The 22,388-nt window shown below is 68.4% G+C and carries 15 protein-coding genes and 1 pseudogene; 5 read left to right on the top strand and 11 right to left on the bottom strand.

Annotation, left to right across the window (positions count from 1 at the left end):
* Positions 1-63 precede the first annotated feature (63 nt).
* Positions 64-696 carry a PadR family transcriptional regulator gene (locus AQ610_RS00665; protein WP_006023914.1) on the top strand — a complete coding sequence of 211 codons (633 nt, stop codon included), beginning with the start codon at positions 64-66 and terminating at the stop codon, positions 694-696.
* Positions 697-805: 109 nt separating this feature from the next.
* On the opposite strand, the gene AQ610_RS00660 is transcribed toward AQ610_RS00665, so the two are convergent.
* The 4 genes and pseudogenes from AQ610_RS00660 to AQ610_RS00645 form a co-directional block, all read right to left on the bottom strand.
* A complete protein-coding gene (locus tag AQ610_RS00660; protein ID WP_006023916.1) occupies positions 806-2,302 on the bottom strand; it encodes an FAD-binding oxidoreductase in 1,497 nt (498 codons plus the stop codon).
* 13 nt (positions 2,303-2,315) lie between these two features.
* Positions 2,316-3,121, bottom strand: a pseudogene (locus AQ610_RS00655) (ABC transporter substrate-binding protein).
* 61 nt (positions 3,122-3,182) lie between these two features.
* Positions 3,183-4,337: a pyridoxal phosphate-dependent aminotransferase gene (locus AQ610_RS00650; protein WP_006023918.1), complete on the bottom strand. Its 1,155-nt coding sequence runs from the start codon at positions 4,335-4,337 to the stop codon at positions 3,183-3,185.
* 285 nt (positions 4,338-4,622) lie between these two features.
* The gene (locus tag AQ610_RS00645; protein WP_009914007.1) at positions 4,623-5,297 is read right to left on the bottom strand and encodes a TetR/AcrR family transcriptional regulator; all 675 of its coding nucleotides are present in this window, start codon (positions 5,295-5,297) and stop codon (positions 4,623-4,625) included.
* A 46-nt stretch (positions 5,298-5,343) separates the two neighbouring features.
* Here AQ610_RS00645 and AQ610_RS00640 point away from each other — a divergent pair, with 46 nt between their 5' ends.
* Complete coding sequence (locus AQ610_RS00640) at positions 5,344-6,984, top strand: acyl-CoA dehydrogenase family protein (protein WP_009914008.1); 1,641 nt, start codon at positions 5,344-5,346, stop codon at positions 6,982-6,984.
* Between the two features lie 67 nt (positions 6,985-7,051).
* Positions 7,052-8,602, top strand: a complete 1,551-nt coding sequence (locus AQ610_RS00635) for a class I adenylate-forming enzyme family protein (RefSeq protein ID WP_006023923.1) — start codon at positions 7,052-7,054, stop codon at positions 8,600-8,602.
* 181 nt (positions 8,603-8,783) lie between these two features.
* Here the strand turns inward: AQ610_RS00635 and AQ610_RS00630 are convergent, their stop codons facing one another.
* Together AQ610_RS00630 and putA are read right to left on the bottom strand one after the other, a co-directional pair.
* Positions 8,784-9,923 (bottom strand): branched-chain amino acid ABC transporter substrate-binding protein, encoded by a 1,140-nt coding sequence (locus tag AQ610_RS00630; RefSeq protein WP_009914010.1) that lies wholly within the window; start codon positions 9,921-9,923, stop codon positions 8,784-8,786.
* Positions 9,924-10,007: 84 nt separating this feature from the next.
* Positions 10,008-13,937: a trifunctional transcriptional regulator/proline dehydrogenase/L-glutamate gamma-semialdehyde dehydrogenase gene (putA, locus tag AQ610_RS00625; protein WP_006023925.1), complete on the bottom strand. Its 3,930-nt coding sequence runs from the start codon at positions 13,935-13,937 to the stop codon at positions 10,008-10,010.
* Between the two features lie 282 nt (positions 13,938-14,219).
* Between putA and AQ610_RS31715 the strand changes: the two genes are divergently transcribed.
* Positions 14,220-14,390 carry a hypothetical protein gene (locus AQ610_RS31715; RefSeq protein ID WP_009914015.1) on the top strand — a complete coding sequence of 57 codons (171 nt, stop codon included), beginning with the start codon at positions 14,220-14,222 and terminating at the stop codon, positions 14,388-14,390.
* 10 nt (positions 14,391-14,400) lie between these two features.
* Here AQ610_RS31715 and AQ610_RS00620 read toward each other — a convergent pair whose 3' ends face one another.
* The gene (locus tag AQ610_RS00620) at positions 14,401-16,668 is read right to left on the bottom strand and encodes a primosomal protein N' (RefSeq protein ID WP_006023927.1); all 2,268 of its coding nucleotides are present in this window, start codon (positions 16,666-16,668) and stop codon (positions 14,401-14,403) included.
* Positions 16,669-17,108: 440 nt separating this feature from the next.
* Positions 17,109-18,203: a uroporphyrinogen decarboxylase gene (gene hemE, locus AQ610_RS00615; RefSeq protein WP_006023928.1), complete on the bottom strand. Its 1,095-nt coding sequence runs from the start codon at positions 18,201-18,203 to the stop codon at positions 17,109-17,111.
* Positions 18,204-18,342: 139 nt separating this feature from the next.
* On the opposite strand from hemE, the gene AQ610_RS00610 reads away from it, so the two are divergent.
* Complete coding sequence (locus tag AQ610_RS00610) at positions 18,343-19,128, top strand: transporter substrate-binding domain-containing protein (protein WP_006023929.1); 786 nt, start codon at positions 18,343-18,345, stop codon at positions 19,126-19,128.
* Here AQ610_RS00610 and AQ610_RS32165 read toward each other — a convergent pair.
* The 3 genes from AQ610_RS32165 to AQ610_RS00600 form a co-directional block, all read right to left on the bottom strand.
* Positions 19,098-19,364, bottom strand: a complete 267-nt coding sequence (locus AQ610_RS32165; protein WP_006023930.1) for a CoA-binding protein — start codon at positions 19,362-19,364, stop codon at positions 19,098-19,100. The two genes, AQ610_RS00610 and AQ610_RS32165, sit on opposite strands and share 31 nt — an antisense overlap.
* A 458-nt stretch (positions 19,365-19,822) precedes the next feature.
* Positions 19,823-21,553: an AMP-binding protein gene (locus AQ610_RS00605; protein ID WP_006023931.1), complete on the bottom strand. Its 1,731-nt coding sequence runs from the start codon at positions 21,551-21,553 to the stop codon at positions 19,823-19,825.
* Between the two features lie 230 nt (positions 21,554-21,783).
* Entirely contained in the window at positions 21,784-22,209 is a 426-nt protein-coding gene (locus AQ610_RS00600; RefSeq protein WP_006023932.1) for a F0F1 ATP synthase subunit epsilon, read from the bottom strand.
* Positions 22,210-22,388 lie beyond the last annotated feature (179 nt).

Genomic DNA, 22,388 nt, shown 5'->3' with positions numbered 1-22,388 from the left:
CCTTTTATATCTAGTTATATAATAACTAGAAATTAATTAACTACTCATGCAATGGCTCGCGCGATGGCTCCACCCGCCTCTCGATACTCTCCGCTCGCGCTCGTCGTGCTCGCGATGCTCACCGAAGCGCCGATGCACGCGTACCGAATCCAGCAGCTCGTGAAGCTGCGCGGCAAGGACGAGGTGGTCAACGTCAAGCAGCGCAACAGCCTCTACCAGACGATCGAGCGTCTGCAGCGCGATGCGCTGATCGCCGTGCGCGAGACCGAGCGCGACGGCGCGTTTCCGGAGCGCACGGTCTACGAGATCACCGATGCCGGCCGCGACACGGCGCGCATGTGGCTGCGCGAGCAGCTCGCTCAGCCGGCGCGCGAATATCCGTCGTTTCCGGCCGCGCTGTCGGTGCTGCCGCTGCTGTCCGCGGACGATGCCCGCCGCCAGCTCGAAGCGCGCGCCGCCGCGCTTGAAGCCGAGCTGGCCCGCCTCGACGAAGCACAGGACGCCGCGCTCGCGATGCACATTCCGCGGCTCTTCCTGCTCGACGGCGAGCTGACGCGGGTGACGCTGGAAGCCGAGCTCGACTGGGTGCGCAGCATCGTCGAACATCTGAAGGTGGGCGCGCTCACGTGGAGCGAGGCTTGGCTGCGCGAGGTCGCCGCGCGGTTCGCGCAGGCGGATTCGTCGGATTCGGACTGAACGGGTCGGCGGCTCCTCCGATCTGCGGCAACATCCGTGCGAACGACATGCCGGTGCGTACGGCCCGCCCCCGAATCGCGCCGCGAGCGCGCCACAACAACGACAACAGCTACAACACCTTCCCTGGATTCAAAATCCCGAGCGGATCGAGCGCCGCCTTCATCGTCCGCATCACGCCGATCTCGGCGGCGCTGCGCGAATACCCGAGAAACGGCCGCTTGAGCACGCCGATCCCGTGCTCGGCCGATATCGATCCGCCCCGCTCGCGCACGATCTCGTAGACGGCGCGCTCGACGCGATCCGCGCCATGCACGGGCAAATCGGCAAGCGACACGCCGACGTGCACGTTGCCGTCGCCGACATGCCCGAAGCACAGGCACACCGCATGCGGCCAGTGCGCGCGAAGCACGGCATCGCAGTGCATGGCGAACGCGCCCAGTTCGGCGACGGGCAGGCTCACGTCGAAATTGAGCAGATGCGGCAACGTGTCGATCGCGAGCCCTTCGCGCAGCGTCCACATGTCGCGCGCCTGCCGCTCCGACGCGGCAAGCGCCGCATCGGTCACGAGGCCGGCGTCGGAGCACGCGCCGAGGCATTGCTCGAGCGCATCGCGCGCGTCCGCCTGCGGACCGTTCGCCATGCATTCGATCAGCACCACGAAATCGCCGTCCGCATCGAACGGCGCCGTCACGCCCGGCGTGTTCGCGGCGACGTAACGATAGAACGCGGGCCACATCGCCTCGAAGCTGACGACGCCCGGCAGCGCTGCGCGCACGTCGCGCCAGAGCCGCACGAGCGCGTCGTAGTCGGGCACGCGGCAGAGCGCCGTCGCGGCCTGCGCGAGCGGCGGATGAAGCCGCAGCACCGCACGCGTGACGACGCCGAGCGTCCCCTCGCTGCCGATGAAGAGCTGCTTCACGTCATAGCCGGCATTGTTCTTCAGCATCCGGTTCAGCGACGTGACGATCGTTCCGTCGGCGAGCACGGCCTCGATGCCGAGCGTCTGCTCGCGCATCATCCCGAAGCGGATCGCGCGCGTGCCGCCCGCGTTGGTCGCGAGCATCCCGCCGATCTGGCACGAGCCGCGCGCGCCGAGATCGACGCCGAACGAGAAGCCGGCCGCTTCCGCCGCGTCGTGCACCGCCTGCAGCGTCGTACCCGCGCGCACGGTGATCGTGCCGGCCGCCGCGTCGAGGTCCTCGATTCCGGCGAAGCGCTCCATCGACAGCACCACCTCGCCGCCGAGCGCGACGCCGCCGCGTGCGAGCCCCGTCAATCCGCCTTGCGGCACGACGGGCTGCCGCAGCCGCGTGCAGAGCGCGAGCGCGCGCGATACGTCGTCGACGGAACGCGGCCGCACGAGCGCGAGCGGACGCACGCCGGGCGCTTCGTTGTACGCGGTGAAGTAGCGCGGCTCGATCGCGGCGGAGCGCGTGACGAGCGCGTCGCCGAGTGCCGCGACGAGTGCCGATTCGATCGCGTGCGCGGCCGCATCGGATGTATCCGCGGCGACGGATGCATCCGCGGCGCCGTCAACTCCGAATGCATCGCCGCACGCGACGGTTCCCGCCACGCCCGCCGCATCGCGCGTCGTCCGCTCGCTCATCGCGCCGCCTCCGTCATTTCGTCGAGATGTCGATATCGCCGAAATACTTGCGGCCGAACGCCTTCACGGTGCCGTCCGCCTTCAGCTTGTCGATCGCGGCATTCAGGCGCGCCTTCAATGCATCGTCGCCCTTGCGCAGCCCGAATGCGATCCCGCTTCCGAGGATCTTGTCGTCGCGCACCGGTTGCCCGACGAACGCGAAGCCCTTCGCGTCCGGCCGCGACAGGAAACCGCGCTGGCCCGCGGGCGCAAGCACGAGCGTGCCGTCGAGGCGGCCCGCCATGAGGTCCGCATACACCTGATTCTGGTCCTGATACGCGACGACCTGCACACCCGCGCCCGCCCAGTGCGCATTCGCATACGTCTCCTGAATCGAGCCCTGCAGCACGCCGATCCGCCGGCCCCTCAACGATTCCGGCGTCGGCGCGAGGCCGCTGTCCGCGCGCGCGATCAGTTGCGTCGGCACGCGATAGATCACCGTCGTGAAGTCGATCGCCTGGCGGCGCTGGTCGGTCGCGTTCATCGCCGAATTGATCGCGTCGAACTTGCGGCCCTGCAGCGCCGGGATCAGCCCGTCGAACGACGTCTCGACCCATTTGCACGCGAGCTTCGCCTCCTTGCAGACGGCGTTGCCGACGTCGATGTCGAAGCCTTGCAGCTCGCCGTTCGCCGCCTTCGATTCGAACGGCGGATATTGCGCCTCGAGACCGAAGCGCAGCGTCGGCGCAGCGTCGGCGCAGCGTCGGCGCGCGCCGCGCCGGAACCCGCGGCGGCGCCCAATGCGCATGCGAGCGCGAACCAGAATTGCAGTCGTTTCATCGATGATTCTCCTTGAGGTCGGGTCTTGTCCGGTCGCCGGCGCAGCGCGCGCGTCGGAACGTCAGAGGCTGCGCAGACGGCGTGCGCCTTCGATCAGCGTCGCGTCGTCCTTCGAAAAGCTGAGACGGATGCAGCCGGTGTTCGCGCCGTCCGCGTAGAACGCGGACAGCGGGATCGTCGCGACGCGCGCGTCGCGAATCGCGCGCAGCACGAAGTCCGCATCCGCTTCGTCGGAAAAGTGCCGAAAGCGCGCGAGCATGAAAAACGAGCCCTCGCTCGGCAGCAGTTCGAAACGCGAGTCGGCGAGCTCGCGCGCGAGCAGGTCGCGCTTGCGCTCGTAGAACGCGCCGAGCTCGAGGTAGCTCGACGGTTCGGCGAGCGCTTCGGCGAACGCGTGCTGCATCGGCGTGTCGGCCGCGAACGTCATGAACTGATGGACCTTGCGCAGCTCGCGCGTGAGCCCGGCTGGCGCGAGGCAGTAGCCGACGCGCCAGCCCGTCACGTGATACGACTTGCCGAACGACGACACGATCACGCTGCGCTCGGCGAGCGCGCGATGGCGCGCCATGCTGTGATGGCGCGCGCCGTCGAATACGACGTGCTCATACACCTCGTCGGACAGCACCACGATGTCGGTGCCCGCGGTGAGCTGCGCGAGGCGCGCGATGTCGGCGTCGCCGAGGATCGTCGCGGTCGGGTTGTGCGGCGTGTTGACGATCAGCATCCGCGTGCGCGGCGTGATCTTCGCGGCCACCTCGTCCCAGTTCACGCGAAAGCCGTCGGACGACAGCTTGATCGCCACAGGCGTCGCGCCCTGCAGCCGGACGATCGGTGCGTAGCTGTCGAACGACGGCTCGAAGTAGATCACCTCGTCGCCCGGGTGGACGAGCGCGCTGATCGTGGCGTAGAGCCCCTCGCTCGCGCTCGCGACGACGGTGATTTCGGAGTCCGGATCGTAGCGCCCGCCGTACAGGCGCTCGGTCTTGACGGCGAGCGCCTCGCGCAGCGCGGCGACGCCCGCCATCGGCGCGTACTGGTTGTGCCCGTCGCGCATCGCGCGGGCGACGCGCTCGACGAGCGCCGGATCGGGCGCAAAGTTCGGCGCGCCCTGCGACAGATTCAACGCCTGGTGCTCGGCGGCGTGCATGCCGATGACCGTGAAGATCGTCGTGCCGACGTCGGGCAGCTTCGAACGGGGCGCGGCGGCGCTCTGCATGAATCCTCCTTGGCTCGTGGACGGGCGCGCCGGTCAACGCCGGCGCGCGGGGCAACGATGCGGATTTGGCCCGAGCCAATATCCGGCGGCAATCGAAAGTTCGTCATGGCATGCATGAGAAAAATTCATGGCTCATGACGGCGGCGCGCCCGGCGGCCCGGCGACTTGGCGGTTCTGCGTTGGCAAGACGGCTGCCGGCGATCACCGGCGCGCCTCGCGCCACAATTGGCATCCCGGCATCCCGGCATCCCGGCATCGACAGCAAAAACGTCAAGAACGCCCGATTCACCCGCCCCCCGCCGAGGCCATGAGATATGCATCCACCGCCCGATGCAGCTCGCCGCGCAACTGCGCGACATCGACCTTCGCGCCCTGCGTCAGCAGCGATTGCGACACCCACCCGTAGCACAGCGCATGCGCGACGCGCGCCGTCACGTCGAGCCGCGCATCGGCCGGCGCATCGCTCGCGCCGGCGAGCGCATCGCGCCATAGTGCGACGTAATCGTCGTAATGCCGGCGATACGCGTCGATCGGCGAAACCTTGCGCTCGATCGTGAACATCGCAGCCCACACGCGCGCGTCCTGCTCGACCACGTCGACCTGCGCGTCGACGAGCGCGGCCGCGACAGCCCGGCAGCCCGCGCCTCGCCGCGCATCGACGACCGCGCGCATGCGCGCCGCGAGCGCCTTCACGTAATGGTGGATCGTGAGCGCGGCGAGACTCTCCTTGTCGCCGAAATACTCGTAGAACGTGCCGACGCTCACGCCCGCGACCGCGGCGATCTCGCGGATCGTCGCCTTCGCGTAGCCGCGCTCGAGCAAAACCCGAACAAACGCCTGCTGCAGCGCCTCCGAGCTCGCGCGCGCGCGACGCTGCCGCGGGCGGCGGCGCAAGGCCGGCTGCGGCTGCGCGATCGACTTGTCGGGAGACGCCGAAACCTGAACATGTCGCGAAGTCATCTTTGCTAACCTGATCGAGCCGAACAACAACAAGGAGACGCCCATCATGGCCTGGTCGACGCACGAGGTGAGCAACCAGTTCGACGAATTGACCGACTATAACCTCTTCGCCACCGACCCGGCGCTGGGCGAAGCGCTCGACCGAGCGGGCGCGGCGTGGGCCGCGCCTCGGCTCGACGCGTTCGGCGCACGGCTCGGCGCGCGCGACACCGCGCAGCAGGCCGAGGACGCGAACCGCCACGTGCCCGAGCTGAACGCGTTCGACCGCCGCGGCCGCAGGATCGACCGCGTCGATTTCCATCCGAGCTGGCACGCGCTCCTCGGCCTGTATCGCGAACAGGGCCTGATCTCGCTTGCGTTTCGCGAATCGCGCGCGGGTCGCTGGGCGGCGAACGCAGCGGGCTTCTACCTGCACGGCCAGATCGAGGCGGGCACGCTGTGCCCGGCGACGATGACGCAGGCGAGCATTCCCGTCCTGCAAAAGGAGCCCGCGCTGTGGGCGCAGTTGAAAGACAAGCTCTACAGCGACATCCACGATCCGCGCGACGCGCCGATCGACGCAAAGCAGTCGATCATGATCGGCATGGGCATGACCGAAAAGCAGGGCGGCTCGGACGTGCGCGCGAACACGACGCTCGCCGTGCCCGTCGGCGCGTGCGGCCGCGGCGGCGAGCATCTGCTGCGCGGCCACAAGTGGTTCTTCTCCGCACCGATGTGCGACGCGCATCTCGTCGTCGCGCGCACCGAAGCGGGCGGCCCGTCGTGCTTCTACGTGCCGCGCTGGCGGCCCGACGGCACGAAGAACGCGGTGCGGGTCCAGCGGCTGAAGAACAAGGTCGGCAACCGCAGCAACTCGAGCAGCGAAGTCGAACTCGACGACGCGTGGGGCGTGATGCTCGGCGAAGAAGGCCGCGGCATTCCGACGATCATCGAGATGGCGACCTACACGCGCCTGAACTGCGTGCTCGGCAGCGCGGCGATCCTGCGCCAGGGGCTCGTGCAGGCGATCGCGTACGCGCGGCAGCGTCACGCGTTCGGCCGCGCGCTCGCCGAGCAGCCGCTGATGCGCGCGGTGCTCGCAGATCTCGCGCTCGAAAGCGAAGCGGCGCTCGCGCTCGCGATGCGGCTCGCGCAGGCGTTCGAGCGCGGCGAGCCGGCGTGGATGCGCATCGTCACGCCGGCCGCGAAATTCTGGGTCTGCAAGCGCGCGGTCGAGGCAGCGGGCGAAGTGATGGAAGTGTTCGGCGGCAACGGCTATGTCGACGACGGCCCGATCGCGCGGCTGTTTCGCGAAGCGCCCGTCAATTCGATCTGGGAAGGCTCGGGCAACGTGATGTGCCTCGACGTGATGCGCGCGATCTCGCGCGAGCCGGACGCGGCGCACGCGCTCGTCGACGAACTGCACGCGCTCGGCGGCCACGACGCGCGGATTCGCGCGGAGCTCGACGCGTTGCGCGCTCTGCTCGGCACGCCGCCCGACGCGCTCGAAGCGCTCGGCCGCGTGCCCGCACAGCGCATCGCACTCGTCGCGCAGGCGTGTCTGCTGATCGACGCGGCGCCCGCCGCCGTCAGCGACGGCTTCATCGCGACGCGCTTCGGCGAGCCGGCGTGGGGCCGCGTGATGGGTGCGCTCGATGCGCGGCGCGTCGACGTCGCCGCGCTGTTGCAACGCGCGTACGCCGCGTGACCACACGCCGCCCGCCGAGCCGCCTCGACCCGAACGATCGCCCGCAGCACGAACGGAGCACGACGCCATGAACCTGATTGCCGCACTCGAGCGCGCCGCGCGCGCGACGCCCGACAAGCCGTTCCTGCGCGACGACGGCGCGACGATCACCTATCGGCAGATGCAGCAGCGCTCGCGGCGCGCGGCCGACGTGCTCGCGTCGTTCGGCATCGCGCCGGGCGAGCGCGTCGCCGCGATGTGCCTGAACACGCCCGCGTTCTTCGACCTGCTGCTCGGCGCATGGCGCATCGGCGTAGTCGTCGTGCCGGTCAATCACAAGCTGCAGGCGCCGGAGGTCGATCACATCCTGCGGCACAGCGCGAGCCGCGCGGTGCTGTTCGACGCGGCGCTCGCGCCCGTGCTCGCGAAAGTCGAGCACGGCGCGCGCCGCCTCGTGACCGAAGGCGAAGCAAACGGCGCCGCGCCATTCGACCGCCTCGTCGCCGACGCGACCGGCCTCGCGTCGGGCGCGTCCGGCGCGCCCGACGACGCGGCGCTCGCCGAAATCCTCTACACGTCGGGCACGACGGGACGCCCGAAGGGCTGCATGCACAGCCACCACACGGTCGCGCTCGCCGCCGCGACGAGCGCGCTCGCGCTATCGATGACGGAGCGCGAACGCACGCTGATGGCGATGCCGGTCTGGCACGCGTCGCCGCTCAACAACTGGTTCGGCGGCACGCTGTACGTGGGCGGCACCGTCGTGCTGATGCGCGAATATCATCCGCTGCGCTTTTTGCAGACGGTCGAGGCCGAGCAGGCGACGCTGTACTTCGGCGCGCCGGTGTCGTACACGCTGCCGCTCGAGACGATCGCCGATTTCGCGTCGTTCGACCTGACGAGCGTGCGCGCGTGGCTGTACGGCGGCGGGCCGATCGGCGCGGCGCTCGCGCGCCGGCTGATGCATGCGTACCGCAGCGAGGCGTTCTATCAGGTGTACGGCATGACCGAGACGGGGCCCGCCGGCACCGTGCTGTACCCGTTCGAGCAGACCATGAAGGCCGGCTCGATCGGCCGTCAGGGCACACCCGGCGTCGACGTGCGGGTCGTCACCGCATCGGGGGACGACGCGCGGCCGAACGAAATCGGCGAGATCCTGTTGCGCGCCGACAGCATGATGCTCGGCTATCTCGACGACCCCGGCGCGACGCGCGCCGCGTTCGACGACGACGGCTGGTACCGCAGCGGCGACGTCGCGCGCGTTGACGCCGACGGCTATCTGTTCGTCGTCGACCGGATCAAGGACATGATCGTGACGGGCGGCGAGAACGTCTATTCGAAGGAAGTCGAGGACGTGCTGACCGCGCATCCGGCCGTCTCCGAGGCCGCCGTGATCGGCCGCGCGCATCCGCAATGGGGCGAGACCGTGGTCGCGCACGTCGTGCTGCGCGCGCCCGGCGGCACGAGCGGCGCAGGCGGCGCTGAAGCCGCGGTCGATGCCGACGCGCTGCGCGCGTTCTGCGAGACGCGCCTCGCCGCGTACAAGATCCCGCGCGAATACGTGTTCGCCGAGCGCCTGCCGCGCACGCCGACGGGCAAGCTTCAAAAGTACCTGCTGCGCGCGGGCGGCGGCGCATGACGCGGCGGCCGCCGCGCATTGCCTGCTTGGGCCCGCCGTCCGCCGAACCGCGAAAACCGCGAAATCGCCCCAAAAAAACAAAACCCCGGCTCCGCCAGCGCGGCCCCGGGGTTCGTCTATATCGGCATCGAAGCGCGCCGCGAACGCCGCTACGCGACGCCCGCGTCACGCCGCGCGGCGCTTACTTGCCGCCGATGCTCTTCAGGGGCTTCCATTCGCCCTTCTCGACCTTGTACATCGTGATGCCGCCGTTCTTCAGGTCGCCCTTCGCGTCATACGCGATGTGCGTCGACGTGACGCCCGCCATGTCGGTCTTCGCGAGCAGCGGCAAGTACTTCGCCGGATCGGTCGAGTTCGCCTTCTTCATCGCGTTGAACATCGCCATCGCGCCGTCATACGCGTACGGCGAGTACGTCTGCACGTCTTCGCCGAAGCGCTTCTTGTACTTGTCCGCGTACGTCTTGCCGCCGGGCATTTCGGCAAGCGGCAGGCCGGCGAGCGAAGCGATCGAGCCTTCGGCCGCGTCGCCCGCGATCTTCAGGAAAGTCGGCGTGTGCACCATCTCGCCGCCCATCAGCGGCGCCGTCACGCCGAGCGACTTCATCTGCTTGGCCATCGGCGCGGCCTGCGAATCCGCGCCGCCGTAGTAGACGAGATCCGGCTTCGACGCCTTCAGCTTCGTCAGGATCGCCTTGAAGTCGACGGCCTTGTCGTTCGTGAATTCACGATCGACGATCGTCGCGCCCGACGCCTTCGCCGCCTTCTCGAACTGGTCGGCGAGACCCTGGCCGTACGCGGTGCGGTCGTCGACGATCGCGATCTTCTTCATGCCGAGATCCTTCACCGCGAACGTGCCCGCGACCGAGCCTTGCTGCGTGTCGGACGTCATCATCCGGAAGGTGGTCTTGTAGCCCTGCGTCGTGTACTCGGGCGCCGTCGCCATCGCGATCTGGGGGATGCCCGCGTTCGCGTAGATGCGCGAGGCGGGAATCGTCGTGCCCGAGTTGAAGTGACCGAGCATGCCCTTGATGCCGTCGTCGACGAGCTTCTGCGCGACCGTCGTGCCGGTGCGCGGGTCGGCCTGGTCGTCCTGCGTGTCGAGCACGAACTTCACCGGCTTGCCGCCGATCGTCGGCTTCGTCGCGTTGATGTCCTCGATCGCGAGCACGATCCCGTTCTGCATATCCTTGCCGTAGTGCGCCTGCGCGCCCGTCATCGGCGCCGCGAAGCCGATCTTGACGTCATCCGCGTGCGCCGTCCCCGCGAGCGACATGACCGCGACAAACGTCGCGCCTGCCAGCTTTTTCATCGTGTGTTGCATATCTTCTCCTAGTACCAGGGTAAATGGAGCGACTTCGGGTTCGCCTTGCCGCTTCCGTTTCTTGAGGCGAAGGGCAAGGATTGCTCAGCCAATCGTCATCAAATTCGCATTGCCGCCTGCCGCCGCGGTGTTCACGCTCACCGAGCGCTCGGTGAGGAGCCGCTCGAGCGCGTAGTCCTCGTCGCCGCCGTTCTCGAACGCGCCCGCCGCGACGCCCTGCACCGACACGATCGGTCCCGGGCGCTGCGCGACTTCCTTCACGAGCGCGAGCAGCTCGTCGCTGTCGCCTTCGAACAGCACCGCGTCGAACGCCGCGTCCGCCTGCTTCCTCACGCCCGCCTGCGCCTTCAGCGATGCCGGCAGCGCCGCGGCGAGCGCCTCGCCCGCCGCGCCCGCGAAGAGCGCGCGGTTGCCCGTGGCGAGCACCGCCGCGAACTGCGCGCGCGCGCCGCTCGCCGTCGCCGCGATGCACAGCACCGTGCCGCGCGCGCCGAGCGTATACGTATTGCGCTCGCCCGTCGGCCCCGAGAGCACGGCGGTTGCGCCCGCGAGCACGTGCGACAGGTAGCCGTCGCAGCGCGCGGCAAGCGCCGGCTCGCGCTGCTCGATCAGCCAGTCGCGCAGCGCGGTCAGCGCGGCGGACGGATTATCGCGCGTCTCGCCTTCCTGCGGCGCGTCGGCGACGAGCGACGCCTCGAGCGAGCGCGGCAGCCCGGCCGGGCGCGTCGCGAGCAGGCGCGGCAGATAGAGCGCGCCGCCCGCCTTCGGCCCCGTGCCCGACAGCCCTTCGCCGCCGAACGGCTGCACGCCGACCACCGCGCCGATCACGTTGCGGTTCACGTAGATGTTGCCGACGTGCGCGTGCGAGATCACGTGCGCGATCGTCTCGTCGATCCGCGTGTGGATGCCGAGCGTCAAGCCGTAGCCCGTCGCGCGGATCTGCTCGAGCAGCTTGTCGAGGCCGCTGCGGCGATAGCGCACGACGTGCAGCACCGGGCCGAACACTTCGCGCTTGAGCTCGTCGACGTTGCCGATCTCGATGATCGTCGGCGGCACGAACGTGCCTTGCGCGCACGCGTCCGGCATCGCGAGCTGCGTAACCGCGTGCCCCTTGTCCTTCATCGCCGCGATGTGCGCGTCGATCGTGCGCTTCGCGTCGGCGTCGATCACCGGCCCGACGTCCGCCGACAGCCGGTCCGGATTGCCGAGCGCGAGCTCGCGCATCGCGCCCTTGAGCATCGTCAGCGTGCGGTCCGCGACGTCGTCCTGCAGACACAGAACGCGCAGCGCCGAACAGCGTTGACCGGCCGAGTCGAACGACGACTGCAGCACGTCGGCGACGACCTGCTCGGCGAGCGCCGACGAATCGACGATCATCGCGTTCTGGCCGCCCGTCTCGGCGATCAGCGGGATCGGCTTGCCGTCCGGATCGAGGCGCGACGACAGCGTCTTGTTGATGAGGCGCGCAACTTCGGTCGAGCCGGTGAACATCACCGCGCGCGTGCGGGAGTCCGCCACGAGCGCCGCGCCGACCGTCTCGCCGTTGCCCGGCAGCAGTTGCACCGCGCCCGCCGGCACGCCGGCGTCGCGCAGCAGGCGCACCGCCTGCGCGGCGATGAGGGGCGTCTGCTCGGCCGGCTTCGCGAGCACCGTGTTGCCCGCCGCGAGCGCGGCCGCCACCTGGCCCATGAAGATCGCGAGCGGGAAGTTCCACGGGCTGATGCAGACGACGGGGCCGAGCGGGCGATGCGTGTCGTTCGAGAACTCGTCGCGGATCTGCGCCGAGTAGTAGCGCAGGAAATCGACCGCCTCGCGGATCTCGGCGATCGCGTTCGGTAGCGACTTGCCCGCCTCGCGCACGATCAGGCCCATCAGCGTGTGCATCTGCGCTTCGAGAAGATCCGCCGCGCGTGCGAGGCAATCGGCGCGCGCGTCGACGGGCGTCGCCTGCCAGATCGGCGCGGCCGCGACCGCGTGCGCGAGCGCCGCGCCCACCTCTTCGGGCGTCGCCTCGCTGACCGTGCCGACGATGTCGCGCAGATCGGCCGGATTGCGCACGTCGCGCGGCGCGGCGTGCTCGAGCGCGTCGTCGGCGAGCATCGGCGCGGCGCGCCACGGATGATGCGCGCTCGCGAGCAGCGCCGACGACAGCGACGCGAGCCGGTGCTCGTTCGACAGATCGAGGCCCATCGAATTGACGCGCGACGCGCCGTACAGCTCGCGCGGCAGCGGGATCTTCTCGTGCGGCGCGCCGAGCGGCACGACCTTCGCGGCTTCGTCGAGCGGATCGGCGACCAGCTCCTTCACCGACACGGTCTTGTCGGCAATGCGGTTCACGAACGACGTGTTCGCGCCGTTTTCCAGCAGGCGGCGCACGAGGTACGCGAGCAGCGTCTCGTGCGTGCCGACGGGCGCATACACGCGGCACGGGCGGTTCAGCTTGTCGCGGCCGGTAACTTCCTCGTACAGCGGCTCGCCCATCCCGTGCAGGCACTGGAATTCGTACTGGCCGGGGTAGTAGTTCTGGCCCGCGAGGTGATAGATCGCGGCGAGCGTGTAAGCATTGTGCGTCGCGAACTGCGGATAGACGGCGTCGGGCGCGGCGAGCAGCTTCTTCGCGCACGCGAGGTACGACACGTCCGTGTAGATCTTGCGCGTGTAGACCGGATAGCCTTCGAGGCCGTCCACTTGCGCGCGCTTGATCTCGGTATCCCAGTACGCGCCCTTCACGAGGCGGATCATCAGGCGATGGCGGCTGCGGCGCGCGAGGTCGACGAGGTAGTCGATCACGAACGGGCAGCGCTTCTGGTACGCCTGCACGACGAAGCCGATGCCGTTCCAGCCGGCGAGCTCCGGATCGAAGCACAGCGCCTCGAGCAGATCGAGCGACAGCTCGAGCCGGTCCGCCTCCTCGGCATCGATGTTCAGGCCGATGTCGTAGCGGCGCGCGAGCAGCGCGAGCGAGCGCACGCGCGGCAGCAGCTCGACCATCGTGCGTTCCTGCTGCGAGCGCGAGTAGCGCGCGTGCAGCGCCGACAGCTTGATCGAGATGCCCGGGCCTTCGTAGATGCCGCGGCCGCCCGCCGCCTTGCCGATCGCGTGGATCGCCTGCTCGTACGACGCGTAGTAGCGCAGCGCGTCCTCTTCGGTCGTCGCCGCCTCGCCGAGCATGTCGTACGAGTAGCGGAAGCCGCGCGCCTCGTACTTGCGGCTGTTCGCGAGCGCTTCGGAGATCGTCTCGCCCGTGACGAACTGCTCGCCCATCAGGCGCATCGCCATGTCGACGCCCTTCCTGATGAGCGGCTCGCCGCCCTTGCCGATCAGCCGCGTGAGCGCCGACGACAGGCCCGCTTCGCTGTTCGTCGTGACGAGCTTGCCCGTGATCATCAGGCCCCAGGTGGCCGCGTTGACGAACAGCGACGGCGCGTGGCCGACGTGCGAGCGCCAGTCGCCCTTGCTGATCTTGTCGCGGATCAGCGCATCGCGGGTCGCGCGGTCGGGAATCCGCAGCAGCGCCTCGGCGAGGCACATCAGCGCGACGCCTTCCTGGCTCGACAGCGAGAATTCGTGGATCAGTCCCTCGACGCCGCCGCCCGAGCTCTTCTCGCGCAGCGCCTCGACGAGGCCCGCCGCCATCGACTGGACATCCGGCGCCAGGCTCGCGGGCAGCCGCGCCTCGCCGATCAGGAACGGCACGCACTCGGGCTCCGGGCGGCGGTACGCGGCCGTGATCGCTGCGCGCAGCACCGATTGCGGCTGCACGTTCTGCGCGAATTCGAGGAACGGGTGCGGCGCGCCGTCTTCGTCGCCGTCGGCGTGGCTGTCGGACAGGTCGGCGGCGCCCGTGTGGCCGGACAGCTCCGGCGGAAGCTGACCGTGCTCGATCCGCTCGAGATACGCGAAGATCGCCTGCTTGATCAGCCAGTGAGGAGTGCGCTCGAGCCGCGACGCCGCGTCCTTCAGACGCGAGCGGAGCAGATCGTCGACTTTGACGCCCAGTGTGGTGCTTGCCATGATTTTCTTCTAGCGCCGGCCCGATGCCGGCCAAGGACTTTAAAAGATCGCAAAATCGTAAGGCACCCAATAAAAAGGTGCAACCAAATCGCACACCTGGTTGCACCCGATTAATTTCCTTTTATATCAATGCGTTATGCAAAAATACGGATCGCGCGCACCACTTTGATCGATCGGTATTTTCCCTGATCCTGTCAGTTTTACCGGCTCGATTTCCGTGGCAATCTGGCGTGATATGGATGCGCGTGCGCCCGCTGCCCGCGGACGCGAAGGAGAACGCAGATGGACGGATGGGTAGTGATCGGCATCGTGCTCGCCGCGTGGATCGCGGGCGCGATCGTATTCGTGCACCGCGCGTCGGGGGTATTCTTCCAGGCGCTCGGGTGCGCGCACGGCGCGAAAAAGGGCAAGCGCCGCCCGCGGCTTTCCGGCCTGCGTGAAGCGCACGAATGACGCATCAGCGTCAGATGTCGAGCGGATCGACCTCGACGCTCCAGCGCAGCACGCCCTTCTGCTCGCGCAACAGCGGCTGCCACGCGCGCAGCGTGTGATGAAGCGCCGCGCGCGACGCGCTCTCGATCAACAGTTGCGCCCGGTGGACGTTCGCCACCTTGACGATCGTCATCGGCACCGCGTCGTAGACCGTCACGCGGTCCGCGCCCGACAGCGCCGAAAACGCGTCGGCCGCCTGCTGCAGGAACGCGAGCGCCGCGTCGAGCGTGCGCCCCTCGGCGCGCAAGAGCGCCTGATAGACGAACGGCGGCAGATACGCGTCGCGGCGCTCGCCGAGCGTCGCGCCGGCGAACCCCACGTAATCCTGCCGCGCAAGCGCGTGATAGAGCGCGTGGCGCGGGTAGCGCGTCTGGATCAGCACCTCGCCCGGCAGCCCCGCGCGCCCCGCGCGGCCGCTCACCTGCATCAGTTGCGCGAATAGCCGCTCGCTCGCGCGGAAATCGTGCGAGAAGAGCGCGGTATCCGCGTTCAGCACGCCGACGAGCGACACCCGCTGGAAATCGTGCCCCTTCGCGATCATCTGCGTGCCGACGAGGATGTCGACCTCGCCCGCGTGCACGTCCGAGAAGAGCGCCTGCGCGCTGCCCTTGCGGCGCGTGCTGTCCGCGTCGATGCGCAGGATCCGCGCGCCTGGCACGGCGTGCGCGAGCGTCTCCTCGACGCGCTGCGTGCCGCGGCCGAGCGGCGCGATATCGACGTTCCCGCATTCCGGGCACGACCGCGGAATCCGCGCCTCCCAGCCGCAGTGGTGGCAGCGCACCGCATGCTCGGGCTTGTGCATCACGACGTACGCGCTGCATCGCGGGCAACCGGCGACCCAGCCGCACGCGTCGCACGCGAGCGCGGGCGCATAGCCGCGCCGGTTCAGGAACACGAGGCTCTGCTCGCCGCGCTCGAGCCGCGCCTTCAACGCGGCAACGAGCGGCCCCGACAGCCCGCCCATCGACGCCCGGCCGCGCCGCCGCTCCTCCTCGAGATCGACGAGCCGCACCGTCGGCAGCGCCGCATCGGCGACCGCGCGCTTTGTCAGCGTGAGCCGCCGGTAGCGGCCCTGCTCGGCCTGCCACCAGGTTTCGAGCGACGGCGTAGCCGAGCCGAGCACGACCGGAATCGCGAGTTGCTTCGCGCGCCACACCGCGAGATCGCGCGCCGAATAGCGCAACCCTTCCTGCTGCTTGTAGGCCGGCTCGTGCTCCTCGTCGACGACGATCATCGCGAGCGCCGGCAGCGACGCGAGCACCGCGAGCCGCGTGCCGAGCACGATCCGCGCGCGGCCGGTATGCGCGGCGAGCCAGTGGCGCGCGCGCTCGCCTTCGGCGAGGCCGCTATGCAGCGTGACGATCGCGTCGGCGGGCAGCGTCGCCGCGAAGCGCGCGCGGAACGCCGCCTCGAACTGCGGCGTCAGGTTGATCTCGGGCACGAGAACGAGCGCCTGCGCGTCGGGCTGCCGCCCGAGCAGCACGGCGAGCGCGCGCAGATACACCTCGGTCTTGCCGCTGCCCGTCACGCCGTGCAGCAGGAACGGCGCGAAGCCGTCCGCCGACGCGATCGCGTCGAGCGCCTCGGCCTGCTGATCGGTCAGTTGCGGCGGTGACGCAACCGCGCGCCATCCGGCCGCCGGCGTCGAGTTGTCCACAAGCTGCGCGTCGGCGTGCGTGATCGCAATCTCGTCGCATGCGATCCAGCCTTTCGCCTGCCACGCGTCGAGCATCGCGACGGCCTTCGGGTGCAGCGCGCGAACCTCGGCAAGCGACAGCGCGGGCGCGTCGGCGAGCGCCTGCGCGAGCCGGCGCAGCGCCGCGCCGCGCGCGGGCAGCGCGTCCGGCAGCGCGGCGCGCCCGGCGTCGAGCAGCCGGTAGCGCAGCTCGGGCGCGAGCAGACGCCCCCAGCGCGGCACGTCGCGCAGCGCCTGCGGCAGCGCGGGCAATGCAACTTCGCCGAGCCCGCGCTGATAGTAGTCGGCCGCGAACGCGACGAGGTCGAGCCACGGCCGCGACAGCGGAGGCAGCTCCGCGCAGACCGCGTCGACCGCCTTCAGCTTGCTCGCCGGCACGTCCGTGTGAGCGGTCACTTCGCACACGAGCCCGACCGCGCTGCGCCGGCCGAACGGCACCTGCACGAGCATCCCCGGCGCAGCCGGGACGTTGCCGCGATAGCGATAATCGAACAGCGTCGGCAGCGGATGATCGAGCGCGACGCGCACGAACGCGTCAGCCATCGATGCGGTACCGCCGAATGCCGGTAGACCCGGCAGGCCAGACATCCGCGACGCCCGCGAAGTTAAAGTAAAACATCACTTTCGGCGCTAAGTTTTGGATTCTCATTAAGAATCGCGGCGCGACCGCCGATCCTGTGGATAACTTTGTTGAGAACTCGCTCTTGACTGCCGCGAAAAGGCGCTGCGTCCGGCCATCCACTGCCTTTTCGCGATTCGGCGAGCCAGCCGGAAAGCCTTATCCCACAAGGCTGCTATCCAATTTCCGCCGTCATAGCGCGGCCCGCTCGCCGATGCCGCCCTCTACCGCGCTGCAACGTGGAAAATGTGCATAAGTCAAGTCTTGACAAGCATGAGAGCGCCATTGGGCGGGCGCTTGCGCCCTGTTTAGTCGCGTTTGCACAAACTTGCCCCGTCGCGTCGCAGCATCGAACGGCTTGCGATTACGATCCAGAGCCGCTACGGATCGCTCGGCTATGGCGATGCACTTCGTCGACGAGTTCCGCGACGTGCTCGGGCGGCGTGAACTGCGAGATGCCGTGCCCGAGGTTGAACACGTGGCCCGGATGGTTGCCGTAGCTGTCGAGCACCGCGCGCGCCTCGGCGCGGATCGCCTCGGGCGGCGCGAACAGGATCGTCGGGTCGAGGTTGCCCTGCAGCGCGACGCGCCCCGCGACGCGCTCGCGCGCGCGGCCGAGGCTGACCGTCCAGTCGAGGCCGACCGCGTCGACGCCCGTTGCCGCCAGATCCTCGAGCCAGAGCCCGCCGCCCTTCGTGAACGCGATCGCCGGCACGCGCGCGCCGTCGTGCTCGCGCTTCAACTGCGCGACGACGCGCCGGATGTAGTCGAGCGAGAAGCGCTGATACGCGCCGTCGGCAAGCGCGCCGCCCCAGGTATCGAAGATCATCACGGCCTGCGCGCCGGCCTCGATCTGCGCGTTCAGGTAGGCGGCCACCGCCTGCGCGTTGACGTCGAGGATCCGTTGCATCAGGTCGGGCCGCGAGTACGCCATCGACTTCACGGTGCGGAAATCGTCCGAGCCGCCGCCTTCGACCATGTAGCACGCGAGCGTCCACGGGCTGCCGGAGAAACCGATCAGCGGCACGCGCTGGCGGCCTTCGCCGTCGGTGAGCGCGCGGCGAATCTCGCGCACCGCGTCGGTCACGTAACCGAGCGTCGCGCCGACGTCCGGCACCGCGAGCTTCGCGACGTCGGCCTCGGTGCGCACCGGATGCGCGAACCTCGGCCCCTCGCCCGCGGCGAAATCGAGGCCGAGTCCCATCGCGTCGGGGATCGTCAGGATGTCGGAGAACAGGATCGCGGCGTCGAGCGGGAAGCGCTCGAGCGGTTGCAGCGTCACTTCGGTCGCGTAATCGGGATGCTTCGCGAGCCCGAGGAAGCTGCCCGCGCGCGCGCGCGTCGCGTTGTATTCGGGCAGGTAGCGGCCCGCCTGGCGCATCAGCCAGATCGGCGTGTAGTCGGTCGGCTCGCGCAGCAGCGCGCGCAGGAAGGTGTCGTTGATGAGAGTCTGGGCCACGATGAATGCGACGAAGCGAAACGCAAAGGAGCATTCTACCGGACGCGGCGCGCCGCCCGGCGCTCGCGGCCATATGACGCTCGCCGGCCGTCCGTTATGATCCGGCGTTCGGACCAGCCCCACGTATCGAGGAGACACGATGAAAATGAAGAAGACGTTGCTCGCGCTCGCCTGCTGCGCGGGCGTCGCTCACGCGCAAACCCTGCCGCAGCCCGCCGCGCCCGCGTCGCGGCTCGACGACGTGCTCGCGCGCGGCGCGCTGCGCGTCTGCACGACGGGCGACTACAAGCCGTACACGTACCGGCGCGAGGACGGCGCGTTCGAAGGCATCGACATCGACATGGCGGCCTCGCTCGCGAAATCGCTCGGCGTGAAGACGGAGTTCGTGAAGACCACGTGGCCGACGCTCATCAGCGACTTCGTCGCGAAGTGCGACATCGCGGTGGGCGGCATCTCGACGACGCTCGAGCGGCAGAAGCGCGCGTTCTTCACGCAGCCGTACGTGACCGACGGCAAGACGCCGATCGTGCGCTGCGCGGACGTCGAGCGCTACCAGACGATCGCGCAGATCGACCAGCCGCAAACACGCGTGATCGTGAACCCGGGCGGCACGAACGAGCGTTTTGCGAAGCAGCATTTCACGCACGCGAAGATCGCCGTCTTTCCGGACAACGTGACGATCTTCAAGCAGATCCTCGCGGGAAGCGCGGACGTGATGGTCACAGACGCGTCCGAGACGCTGCTGCAGCAAAAGCTGAATCCCGGCCTCTGCTCGGTGCATCCGGACAAGCCGTTCCAGTTCGGCGAGAAGGCGTACATGGTGCCGCGCGGCGACGTCGTGTTCCAGCAGTACGTCGATCAGTGGCTGCATCTCGCGCGCGAGACAGGCGAGCTTCAGGCAATCTCGGACAAGTGGCTCAAATAGCGTGGCGGCGCCTTCGCGGCCACCGCGCCGGCGAGCGACGGATGCACGGGCTCGCCGAGCACCGTCGTGCCGGCGAGCAGCGGATTGACGGGTACGATCCGATAAGCGTTTTGCCGCAGGTAAGCAGCGACTTCATAACTGGACCGATAAGGTTTATCCGAAAGGCCGACTACCGCGATTACCCGATCGCGTTTCAAAATCTTTCTCAGAACTTCGTCCGTCGATATCGCTGTCATTTCAATGCATGTTTGATGGCGCCCGACAGCCTCGTCAGCCGGGGCAGGCCCATCGCAAAAGGGGCCTGGGCGGGCTCGAAAATACTTTTTTCAATACGGTAAAAATGACTTTATGCGCTTCTTTAAAAACAGTAAAAAGTCCCGCGAAGCCTTATCCGGCGCGGGTTACAACCTGAAACACTTTGTTACCGCGTGGGTGGGGTAATTCGCCCAAAATGCCTCTCACGGTTTCAACACGGATGCGGTCTCGTGTGCAGCGTGTGAGCGGACACAAGCACGAATGACGAGCCCGTCGGTCTCGTACCGAATCCCTGTTCAGGGGCATCCTTGTTGGAGTCGTCGTCGGCCCACGCCGATGCGTTCCATCTTTGGTCTCCTCGCGCTAACCCCGTAGCGTGTGGTTTTTAGCGGGCTCATCAGCCCGCTTTTTTTCGTCCATCGAAAACGTGCGCGGCACGTCAAGCCGTCTTCTGCACGCTCAATCCAAGTTCGTCGATCATCCTCTCGCGCATCACGAACTTCTGCACCTTCCCCGTCACGGTCATCGGGAGCTCGTCGACGAAGCGCACGTAGCGCGGCACCTTGTAGTGCGCGATCTGGCCGCGGCAAAACTCGCGCAGCTCATCGTCCGTCATCACCTCGCCCGTGCGCAGCACGATCCACGCGCACACTTCCTCGCCGTACTTCGAATCGGGAACGCCGAACACCTGCACGCTCTGAATCTTCGGATGCCGAAACAGGAACTCCTCGATCTCGCGCGGATAGACGTTCTCGCCGCCGCGGATCAGCATGTCCTTCAGGCGCCCGACGATGTTGCAGAAGCCCTCTTCGTCGAGCGTCGCCAAGTCGCCCGTGCGCATCCAGCCGTCGACGACGGCTTCGCGCGTCCTCGCTTCGTCGTCCCAATAGCCGAGCATCACCGAATAGCCGCGCGTGCACAGCTCGCCCGTCTCGCCGACAGGCACGATCGCGCCCGTCGCGTCGACGATCTTCGCCTCCAGATGAGGCTGGATACGGCCGACCGTCGTCGTGCGCTTCTCGAGCGAATCCGTCGTCGAGCTCTGGAACGATACGGGGCTCGTCTCCGTCATCCCGTAAGCGATCGTCACCTCGGACATGTGCATCTTCGCGACGACCCGCTTCATCGTCTCGATCGGGCACGGCGAGCCCGCCATGATGCCCGTGCGCAGCGTGCCCAGGTCGAAGCGGTCGAAATCCGGATGATCGAGCTCGGCGATGAACATTGTCGGCACGCCCTGCAGCGCGGTGCAGCGCTCGTCGGACACCGCCGCGAGCGTCGCGCCCGGCTCGAACGCCGCGCCGGGAAACACCATCTTCGCGCCCGCCGACACGCACGCGAGCACCGACAGCACCATCCCGAAGCAGTGATAGAGCGGCACCGGAATGCACATCGCGTCGGCCTCGGTGAGCCGCATCACGCGCGCGATCGAGCGCGCGTTGTTGACGACGTTGCGGTGCGTGAGCGTCGCGCCCTTCGGGCTGCCCGTCGTGCCGCTCGTGAACTGGATGTTGATCGGATCGCGGCAGTCGAGCGTCGCGCCGATCGCATCGAGCCGCGCGGAATCGAGCGCCGCCCGTCCGCGCGCGAGCACGTCGGCGAAGCTCAGCATGCCCGCGGGCGCCACGTCGCTCATCGTCACGACCGTGCGCAGGCTTGGCACGCGCGCCGCGTGCAGCGCGCCGCCCGCGTGCGTCGTCGCGAGTTCCGGCGCGATCTCGGCGATCATCTCGGTGTACGCGGACGTCTTGAAGCGCTCGGCCGCGATCAGCAGCTTGCAGCCGACCTTGTTCAGCGCGTATTCGAGCTCGGCAAGCCGATAGGCGGGATTGACGTTGACGAGCACCGCGCCGATGCGCGCGGTCGCGAATTGCGTGAGCAGCCATTCGGCGCGGTTCGGCGACCAGATGCCGACCCGGTCGCCGCGCGCGATGCCGAGCTCGATCAGCGCGGTCGCGAGCGCGTCGACTTCGCCCGCGAACTCGCGCCACGTCCATCGAACGCCCTGCTCGCGGAACACGACCGCCGCACGGTCGGGAAAGCGCGCGACCGTATCGAGCAGAAACTGCCCGATCGTCGCTTCGCTCAATGGGACGTCCGCCGTGCCGCGTACGTACGAAAGCCCCCGCTGCGGCGCGATCAGCGCGCCGACGCCCGAATCTGCTGCCATGAGAGTGTCTCCGCCATTGGAACGTTCTACGAACGTTTCGTCGTTTTGAATGCGTTTCTGTAAATTATTCTGCCATCCGCTTACGACACTCTGACATCAAGTGTTACCCGCAGTGCGGGCGTGCCCGCGGAAACAAAAAAGGCAGCCCGAGGGCTGCCCTTCCGATGCAATCGCTACGCAATTGCGATGCAAGGCGTGAACCGGACGCGTGCGGCGGGCACGCGAACGCTTCAGTGCTTGCCGCGGATCTTCGCGAGACGCTGGATCGCTTCGAGTTGCGCCATCGCGGTTGCGAGTTCCGACTGCGCCTTTGCGAGATCGATGTCCGATTTCGCGTTCTGCAGCGTTTCCTCAGCGCGCTTTCTCGCTTCCTCGGCCTTTGCCGCGTCGAGATCCTTGCCGCGGATCGCCGTGTCCGCGAGCACCGTCACGGCGCCCGGCTGCACTTCGAGAATGCCGCCCGCGACGAACACGAACTCTTCGTCGCCGCTTTCCGCCTCGATGCGCACCGCACCGGGACGAATCCGCGTGATGAGCGGCGTGTGACCCGGCAGGATGCCCAGCTCGCCGGCTTCGCCCGGCAGCGCGACGAACTTCGCCTGGCCCGAGAAGATCTGCTCTTCCGCGCTGACGACGTCTACTTTGATGGTTGCCATCTCGACTCCTGTCGACGGGAGTCAGCGCTTTAGCGCTGCCCCCCGTCCCATGCCGCGGTTGGCAAGAGTTGGCGCTTCAGCCGCTTACTCTTGCCCAGCGGCGGTCGATCGGAGCGAGCGCTTTAGCACTGACTCCGATCCCACGCACGGCGGGTTGAGCGTATTGCGGTTGGCGCGAG

The sequence above is a fragment of the Burkholderia humptydooensis genome, from assembly GCF_001513745.1.
Classification (GTDB): Bacteria; Pseudomonadota; Gammaproteobacteria; order Burkholderiales; family Burkholderiaceae; genus Burkholderia; species Burkholderia humptydooensis.
The sequence above is the reverse complement of the archived record's forward strand: the minus strand, read 5'-3'. Positions and strand labels throughout refer to the sequence as shown.